Raw genomic sequence first — 8,293 nt, forward strand, 5'->3', positions numbered from 1 at the left:
CAGGCGGCCTGGCGCACGCAGGTGACGGCCTGGCGCGAGGGCGCCACCTTGGTCGGCGTGCTCACGGCGAGCGTCTTGCCCAGCCTGTTGGGCATGGATGCAACCAGTGCGGTGCTGCTGGCTGGGCTGGTCCTGGGTTTGCTGGGCTTGTACCGGCTGCGCGATCCGCGCGCGGACGCAGCACATGCCAGCGCAGGGGCCGCGCAGCGCAGTGGCCGGCCCCAGGCCTCACCCTGGCGTGATGCCGCTTTTCGCCGGTTGCTGCTGGTCTTCATGCTCAACGGCATTGCGGCGGCCATACCCGCCACGCTCCTGCCCTTCTTTGTCGTGGACCGGCTCCAGGCGCCCGCGCTGCTGCCGCTGTTTTTGCTGTGCTACTTCGCCGCTGCGGCACTCGGCCTGCCGCTGTGGGTCAGAGCCGTTGCCCGCTGGGGCCTGGCGCCCAGCTGGCGCGCCGGCATGCTGGCCAGCGTCATTGCCTTTTTCTCGGCCTCCTTGCTGGGCCCGGGGGATGCCTGGGCTTTTGTGGCCATCTGCATCGCCAGCGGCCTGGCGCTGGGCGCCGACCTGGCGGTTCCTGGCGCGCTGCTCACCGGTGTGATCCACGAATCAGGCCATGGGGGATCGGGCGACGGGCGTTACCTGGGCTGGTGGGCCTGTGCCACCAAGCTCAACCTGGCCCTGGCCGCCGGGCTGTGCCTGCCGCTGCTCGCCGTTGCGGGCTACCACAGCGGCAGCACCGCCCCTGCCGGTCTGCAGGCGTTGGCCTGGGCCTATGGCGGCCTGCCCTGCCTGCTCAAGCTGTTGGCCCTGGCCTCTCTCTGGCGCGCTGAGCGCCTGCAACCCTCCTGGAGGTAACGATGACATCCACGCCAAGCACCCACCGCCTCATCACGCTGCGCCGCGCCGGAATCGGGCTGGCCCTGGTCGGCACGCTGGCGCTGCTGAGCGCCTGCGCCAGCCCCCCGGTCGAGGACTATGCCCAGGAGCGCCCGGCGCTGGACCTGCGCGAGTACTTCAACGGCCCGCTCACGGCGCATGGCATGTTCACCGACCGCCAGGGCAAGGTGGTCAAGCGCTTTACCGTGCAGATGACCGGCAAGTGGACGGGCAATGACGGCGTGCTGGAAGAGCACTTTGTCTACAGCGACGGCACCACGCAGGAGCGCACCTGGCACATCCAGTACCTGGGTGAGGGCCGCTATAGCGGCCAGGCGGGGGATGTGGTCGGCCCCGCCACAGGCCAGGCCGCCGGCAACGCCCTGCACTGGAACTATGTGCTGGCCTTGCCGGTGAACGGCCGGGTCTGGAATGTGCGGATGGACGACTGGATGTACCTGATGGACGGGCGCACCATGCTCAACCGCACGGCGATGAGCAAGTTCGGCATCCACCTGGGCGATCTGACCATCTCCTTCACCAAAGGGTCGCAGTGATGCCGCTGCTGCAAGCCAAGCTCAATCCGCCGATGCGCGACTGGCAGGGCCGATCCGTCTGGATCATTGGCGCATCGTCGGGCATTGGCCGGGCCACCGCTGAAGCGCTGCAGGCCCAGGGCGCGCGCGTGATCGTATCGGCGCGGGACGTCGCTGCGCTGCAGGACTTTGCAGGCAGCCGCCCCGGCTGCCTGGCACTAGCGCTGGATGTGAGCGAGCCCGACACCGTGGCGGCTGCCGCGCAAGCGGTGCATAGCGCCCTGGGTGCTGCGCCCGACCTGGTGCTGTACTGTGCCGGCCACTACCGGCCGCTGCGCGCCACCGCCTTTGACCTGCCCGTGATGCAGAAACACCTGGCCGTCAACTATGTCGGCGTGCTCCATGTACTGAACGCCATCCTCCCGATGCTGCTGCAAGCGGGCCGGGGCCATATCGCGCTGGTCGGCAGCGTTGCCGGCTACCGGGGGCTGCCCATGTCGCTCGCCTACGGCCCCACCAAGGCCGCGCTCAACAACCTGGCTGAAAACCTCTACCTGGACCTGCACCCCCAAGGACTGGGCGTATCCATCATCAACCCCGGCTTTGTCGAGACGCCTCTGACCGCCCAGAACCATTTCAAGATGCCGGCACTGATCAGCCCCGCCGAAGCGGCGCAGCATATCTTGCAAGGCTGGGCGCGCGGACAGTTCGAGATGAACTTCCCCCGCCGCTTTACCCGCTGGATGCGCCTGCTACGCTGCCTGCCCGACCGCTGGTACTTTGCCAGCGTGCGGCGGATTACCAAGGCCTGATGCGGGGGTTGGGACGACAGCGGCACGGCATGTGTGCTTATCGCCAGTAGCCCAATGATGCGCCAGTCTGCACCCAAGCCTGTTCATCCGCCTTTTCCACTTGAGGCCCTGCCCAAAATCAAAAGGAAACCTCCGATGCCTATCTCCACAAGCACTCTCTTGCGCGCCACCGCCATGGCGCTCGCGATCACCGGTGCTGCAGTCGCCCTGCCCGGTTGCGCCGTCTCTGTCCCCCAAGGGGTGCAACCGGTCAGCGGCTTTGACGCCAGCAAGTACATGGGCACCTGGTATGAGCTGGCGCGCATTGACCACCGTTTTGAAAAAGGCCTGACCCAGGTGACGGCCAGCTACAACTTGAATGCCGATGGCAGCGTGACCGTCGTGAACCGCGGCTATGACCCCGCCAAGCAACAGTGGCGTGAAGCGCAAGGCAAGGCACGCTTCCTCGGACAAGCCGATAAGGCTGCGTTGAAGGTCTCGTTCTTCGGCCCCTTCTACGGCGGCTACAACGTGGTCAGCCTCGATGAGCAGTACCACACCGCCTTGGTCATTGGCAGCAGCCTGGACTACATGTGGATTCTGTCTCGCAGCAAGACCATTCCGGAGACTCAGCGGCAAGCGCTGTTGGAGAAAGCACAGTCTTTGGGAGTCGATTTGGCCCAGGTGATACCGGTGGAGCAATAGCCTTGCGTACATGGATGGGGATGTGTTGCAACCAGAGAAAACAGCAAGGTCCAACCAGCCCCAACCCGAGGTTTGAAGCCCGACGCTCGGGGGCCCATCCATAGGCGCCCATAAAAAACGCAGCCACCCAGGCTGCGTTCTCACATTTAAAAGCCCCAGGCCACCACCCAAGCAGCGGCGCGCGAGCCTCTCTATCAGCAGTCGCCCACGCGCTTGCTGCTCACCGTGGTGGTCATGCCCTGGCCGGCCATGTCCATGGTGCTGGTGACGGTGTTCTCGGTGGGCGAGACGTAGACGGCTTCGAGGTTCATGCTCATCTTGCCTTCGCCGCAGCTAAAGCGCATCGATTCCTTGTTGCCATCGGTCTTGACGTCAGCCGGGCTGCAGCCAGGCATGTTCTTGAGCTGCGAATCGGCCAGCGACTGCAAGGTCTTGCCGGCCATCTCGGGGGTGATGCACATCTCTTGGATGAGCTTGCCGCCTTCGACCTTGGCGTTATCCAGGTTGGCGGCCTTCTTCTGCTCGGGTGTCATGGTCTTGAAGGCCTGCTCCATGCCGGCCAGTGCCTGCTGGCCCATGGGGCCGCTCATCTCGGTGCCCGCCTGCCACTTGCCGGGCTGCACTTTTTGTGCGGCAGCGGCGGGCGCTGGCGCGGGGGCCGGTGCTGCTGCGGGCGCAGGGGCCGGCGCGGCGGCGGCCGGTGGGCTGCTGGGCGTCTCTTCCTTCTTGCTGCAACCCATCAAACCGGCACATGCGACCACGGCGGCTACGGCGAATCCTGTTAGTTTTTCCATTTTTTCTCCTCGTTGCGGCACGGCACAGGGCTTGCGGCGTGCAACGCCTTGCCCTCCCTATGAGCACAAGCGCGTGGCCGCAGTGTAGCGATCTGGCATGCAGAAATGGTTACCAATTGCGTTTCCAACGCCGCCCCATCAGGGTCGAAAAATGGGCTCAATGATGTGAATTGACGCTTCTCTCACGCTGGTCGACTGGGCCAGTACAGAATGTAAACAAGCTTAAAATGGCGCGAATAATTCTTATTCATAACACTCCATGCGCTCCACATTCAGCTGGACACTGGCCCTCGTGGCCGGTTTGGCCGGTTTGCTCAGCGGCCCTGCCCTGGCCCAAACGCCCGCTGCGGCACCCTCCACCACCGCTTCCAACACTGCTGCTGCCACGCAAGCCACAGACGCGCGCCAGCTCTGGCAGCTGCTGGACTATGTCGCCGTAGACTACGGCGGCGCCGTCGAAAATGGCCAGATCGCCAGCGAAGGCGAGTACGCCGAAATGCTGGACTTCAGCGCCAACGCCTTGCAGCAGGCCCAGGCCCTGCCCGCCCATGCCGACAAGGCCAAGGTGGTGAGCTTGGTGACCCAACTGCGCGCAGCGGTGCAGGCCAAGGCCACAGCCGATGAAGTCGCCCAGCTGGCTCACCAGGCAGCCCAGTTGCTGGTGGCGGCCTACCCGATGCCGGTCGCGCCTGCCAAGGCCCCCGATATAACAAAAGGCTCTCAACTCTTTCAACAAATCTGTGCCAGCTGCCATGGCGCTACCGGCGGTGGCGATGGCCCAGCCGCGCAAGGGCTGGATCCGCAGCCCATTGCCTTTAGCGATGCGCAGCGCGCCAATGCGCGCAGCCTGATGGCCTTGTACCAAGTGACCTCGCAAGGGGTGGAGGGCACCTCGATGGTGTCCTTTGGCGCGCTGCCCGAAGACGACCGCTGGGCGCTGGCCTATTTTGTTGGCGGCCTGTCGTACAACGACGAGCTGCGCGCCACCGGCAAGGCCTTGTGGCAGAGCGATGCGGGCCTGCGCGCACGCTTTGGTGACCTGGCCGCGCTCAGCACCACCACCGCGCAAAGCCTGACCCCGGCCCTGCCGATCGAGCAGGCCCGCGCCGTGCTGGCCTATCTGCGCGCCAACCCCGAGGTCATCAGCGAAGGCAAGGCCACGGGCGTGGCCCTGTCGCGCCAGCGCCTGGCGCAAAGCCTGCTGGCACTCAAGGCGGGCGACCGCAACCAGGCGATGAAGCTGGCGCTGTCCGCCTACCTGGATGGCTTTGAGCCGCTGGAGCCGACGATTGCCGCGCGCAACAAGGCCTTGATGACCCAGGTCGAATCGGCCATGGTGCAGTACCGCGCCACGGTGGCAAGCGGCACGCTGCCAGAGGCCGAGGCCGCCGCCCAGCAGCTGCAAAACATGTTTGGCCAGGTCGAGGCCGAGCTGAATGCGGGCGCCTCGGACGCTACCGCCACCTTTGTCGGCGCGCTCACCATCTTGCTGCGCGAAGGGCTGGAGGCCTTGCTGATCGTCATTGGCATGGTCGCGCTGCTGCGCAAGGCCGGCCGCCAGGATGCACTGCGCTATGTGCATGCCGGCTGGAGCTCGGCCCTGGTCGCCGGCGGCCTGACCTGGGCGGCTGCGACCTATCTGGTCGAGATCAGCGGCGCCAGCCGCGAGGTGACCGAGGGCCTGGGCTCGGTGGTGGCCGCGCTGGTGCTGCTGAGTGTGGGCCTGTGGATGCACAGCAAGAGCAGCGCCGGACGCTGGCAAAGCTATTTGAGCGAGAAGCTCTCGGCCAGCATGGGCCAGGGCTCCATGTGGGGCCTGTTTGCGCTGGCCTTTGTCTCCGTCTACCGCGAGGTGTTCGAGACCGTGCTGTTCTTCTCGGCCCTGGCCTCGGACGGCCACCATGGCGCGCTGCTGGGCGGCGGCCTGGCTGCGGTGGCGATTCTGGCGGTGATTGCCTTTGTGCTGCTGCGCACCAGCGCCCGCATGCCGGTGGGCCGTTTCTTCTCGGCGACATCGATCCTGGTGGCCGTGCTGGCTGTCGTGCTGGTGGGCAAGGGCGTGTCCTCGCTGCAAGAGGCTGGCTGGGTCAGCGCCACACCGCTGGCTGCGCCGCGCATTGAGCTGCTGGGTATGTTCCCCACGATGGAGACCCTGCTGGCCCAGGCCCTGGTGCTGGCGCTGGTGGTGCTTGGCTTTGCCTACAACCGCGCTGCGGCGCGCAGGGCACTGGGCGCCCCGCAGTAAGCACCGCCTTGTCGGCTGCCAGACCTCGCCAGGGTGCCAAGCCTGGTCGAGGTCTTTTTCTTTGACCGGCGCTGCGCGCAGCGACTACCATCGACAGGGTTCCCGCGATCTCTCCATTCACTCCCCCGACCATGCGCATCATTCACACCTCGGACTGGCACCTGGGCCAGCATTTCATGGGCCAAAGCCGCCAGGCAGAGCACAGCGCGCTGATCGACTGGCTGCTGGAACAGGTGGCGGCGCAAGCCGCCGATGCGGTGCTGATCGCAGGCGATATTTTTGACACCGGCGCGCCCCCCAGCTACGCGCGCGAGCTCTACAACCGCCTGATTGCCCGCCTGCACCAGGCCGGTGTGGCGCTGCTGGTGCTGGGTGGCAACCATGATTCGGTTGCGGTGCTGGAAGAGAGCCAGGGCCTGCTGCAGCACCTGGGCACCCAGGTGATTGCCGCGACCGGCGCGCCCGCGCAGCATGTGCGCATCCTGCCGCTGCGCGATGGCTCGCCTGGCTGCATTGTCTGCGCGCTGCCCTTTATCCGTCCCCGCGATGTGCTGCAAAGCCAGGCCGAGCAAAGCGCGCAAGACAAGCAGATGGCCTTGCAGCAGGCCATTCAGGCGACCTACCAGCAGGTGTACGACGCGGCACTGCAGCAGCAGGCTGCGCTGCAGGCCAGCCTGGGGCGGCAGCTGCCCATCATCGCCACCGGCCACCTCACCACCGTCGGCGCCAGCAGCAGCGAATCGGTGCGCGAGATCTATGTCGGCGCACTGGAGGCTTTTCCGACCCAGGCCTTTCCGCCTGTGGACTACATCGCACTGGGCCATATCCACCAGCCGCAAAAGGTGGGCGGACTTGAGCACATCCGCTACAGCGGCTCGCCGATCGCGCTGGGTTTTGACGAGGCGCGGCAGCCCAAGCAGATGCTGTTGGTCGAGCTGGGAGAGCCGGGCTTGCAGGCGATCACCGCCCTGCCGGTGCCGGTCTTCCAGCCCATGGCGGCCCTGCGCAGCAACCTCGCCGCATTGCCGGCCTTGCTGCAGAAGGCCAGTGCACTGGCCCAGGCCGACAAAAAGGTCTGGCTGGATATCAGCATCGAAGAAGACGACTACCTGGCCGACCTACCGCTGCGCGTGCAGGCACTTGCCGAAGGTTTGCCATTGCAGCTGCTGCGGGTCAAACGGCTGCGCGGGCGGGCGGCTGCGCAGTGGAGCGGCCCGGCCGTCGAGGCGCTGGATGCACTGACACCGGCCCAGGTGTTTGAGCGCCGCCTGGTGCTGGAGACCATGGACGCCGAGCTGCAGCAGGCGCTGACCGCGCGCTACCAGGCCGTGCTGCAGTCGCTCTCCAACCCCAGCGGGGAGGCGCCATGAAGATACGCAGCCTGCGGCTCAAGAACCTGAACTCGCTCAAAGGCGAGTGGCGCATCGATTTCACAGCCGCGCCCTTTGCCGACAACAGCCTGTTTGCGATCACCGGCCCCACGGGCGCGGGCAAATCGACCTTGCTCGATGCAATTTGCCTGGCGCTCTACCACCAGACACCCCGGCTGGCCACCCTCAGCGCCAGCAGCAACGACCTGATGACGCGCCACACCGCAGATTGCATGGCCGAGGTGGAGTTCGAGGTCAAGGGCACCGTCTACCGTGCCTTCTGGAGCCAGCGCCGCGCCCGCGACAAGGCCAGCGGCGCGCTGCAAGGCCCCAAGGTGGAACTGGCGCGCGTGGCCGATGGAGAAATCCTCAGCACCCACAGCAGCGACAAGCTGCGCCAGATGGCCGAGATCACCGGACTGGATTTTCAGCGCTTTACCAAATCGATGCTGCTGGCCCAGGGCGGGTTTGCCGCGTTTTTGCAAGCCAGTGCCAATGAACGCGCCGAGCTGCTCGAAGAGCTGACAGGCACCGACATCTACAGCCAGATATCGCAAGCCGTGTTTGAGCGCGCCCGCGATGCCCGCCAGGCGCTGGAGCGCGATCAGGCGCAAGCGGGCGGCATGCAGCTGCTGCCCGAGGCCGAGCGCACGCAGCTGCAGACCGAGGCCCAGCAACTGCAAGACACCTTGGCCACTTTGCAGACGCGCCATGCCGCCCTGCAAACCCTCCAGCACTGGCAGCAGCAAACTGCGCAAGCCGCGCAGGCGCAGCACCAGGCCCAGGAGCGCCTGCAGCAGGCCCAGCAAGCGCTGCAGGCTGCCGCCCCCGATCTGCAGCGCCTGCAGGCCCATGGCCCCGCACAGGCGATAGCCCCGCTGCATACGGGCTGGCAGCAGGCGCAAGCGGCCGCTGCAGCAAGCCAGGCACAGCAGACCCAGTTGCAGGGCCGCCTGGCCGATGCCCAGCGCCA

At 66.2% G+C, this 8,293-nt stretch carries 8 protein-coding genes; 7 read left to right on the plus strand and 1 reads right to left on the minus strand.

Annotated features, from left to right (window positions below; translation table 11 throughout):
* The 4 genes from H928_RS0111520 to H928_RS0111535 form a co-directional block, all read left to right on the plus strand.
* Positions 1-858 (plus strand): MFS transporter (locus tag H928_RS0111520; protein ID WP_021026642.1); only part of this gene is annotated, 858 nt, incomplete at its 5' end.
* Between the two features lie 2 nt (positions 859-860).
* On the plus strand, positions 861-1,436 hold the full coding sequence (locus H928_RS0111525; protein ID WP_021026643.1) for a DUF3833 domain-containing protein: 576 nt from the start codon (positions 861-863) through the stop codon (positions 1,434-1,436).
* Entirely contained in the window at positions 1,436-2,227 is a 792-nt protein-coding gene (locus H928_RS0111530) for an SDR family oxidoreductase (RefSeq protein ID WP_021026644.1), read from the plus strand. The genes H928_RS0111525 and H928_RS0111530 overlap by 1 nt, the downstream gene beginning before the upstream one ends.
* 135 nt (positions 2,228-2,362) lie before the next feature.
* Positions 2,363-2,911 carry a lipocalin family protein gene (locus H928_RS0111535; RefSeq protein WP_192816987.1) on the plus strand — a complete coding sequence of 183 codons (549 nt, stop codon included), beginning with the start codon at positions 2,363-2,365 and terminating at the stop codon, positions 2,909-2,911.
* 194 nt (positions 2,912-3,105) lie between these two features.
* Here the strand turns inward: H928_RS0111535 and H928_RS27330 are convergent, their stop codons facing one another.
* Positions 3,106-3,705 carry a DUF3617 family protein gene (locus H928_RS27330; protein ID WP_021026646.1) on the minus strand — a complete coding sequence of 200 codons (600 nt, stop codon included), beginning with the start codon at positions 3,703-3,705 and terminating at the stop codon, positions 3,106-3,108.
* Positions 3,706-3,964: 259 nt separating this feature from the next.
* On the opposite strand from H928_RS27330, the gene H928_RS0111545 reads away from it, so the two are divergent.
* The 3 genes from H928_RS0111545 to H928_RS27335 all read left to right on the plus strand — a co-directional run.
* The gene (locus H928_RS0111545; protein ID WP_021026647.1) at positions 3,965-5,950 is read left to right on the plus strand and encodes an FTR1 family protein; all 1,986 of its coding nucleotides are present in this window, start codon (positions 3,965-3,967) and stop codon (positions 5,948-5,950) included.
* 131 nt (positions 5,951-6,081) lie between these two features.
* Entirely contained in the window at positions 6,082-7,320 is a 1,239-nt protein-coding gene (sbcD, locus tag H928_RS0111550) for an exonuclease subunit SbcD (RefSeq protein WP_021026648.1), read from the plus strand.
* Positions 7,317-8,293: AAA family ATPase (locus tag H928_RS27335; protein ID WP_148293132.1), on the plus strand; the 977-nt coding region annotated here is incomplete at its 3' end. The genes sbcD and H928_RS27335, both read left to right, overlap by 4 nt.

Origin of the sequence: Comamonas sp. B-9, assembly GCF_000410635.1 — a bacterium.
Taxonomy (GTDB): Bacteria; Pseudomonadota; Gammaproteobacteria; order Burkholderiales; family Burkholderiaceae_C; genus Comamonas.

Excerpts from the sequence above, each read along its gene's own strand:
- H928_RS0111525 (WP_021026643.1), top strand. The coding sequence starts at position 861 with ATGACATCCACGCCAAGCACCCACCGCCTCATCACGCTGCGCCGCGCC.
- H928_RS0111530 (WP_021026644.1), top strand. The coding sequence starts at position 1,436 with ATGCCGCTGCTGCAAGCCAAGCTCAATCCGCCGATGCGCGACTGGCAG.
- H928_RS0111535 (WP_192816987.1), top strand. The coding sequence starts at position 2,363 with ATGCCTATCTCCACAAGCACTCTCTTGCGCGCCACCGCCATGGCGCTC.
- H928_RS27330 (WP_021026646.1), bottom strand. The coding sequence starts at position 3,705 with ATGGAAAAACTAACAGGATTCGCCGTAGCCGCCGTGGTCGCATGTGCC.
- H928_RS0111545 (WP_021026647.1), top strand. The coding sequence starts at position 3,965 with ATGCGCTCCACATTCAGCTGGACACTGGCCCTCGTGGCCGGTTTGGCC.
- sbcD (WP_021026648.1), top strand. The coding sequence starts at position 6,082 with ATGCGCATCATTCACACCTCGGACTGGCACCTGGGCCAGCATTTCATG.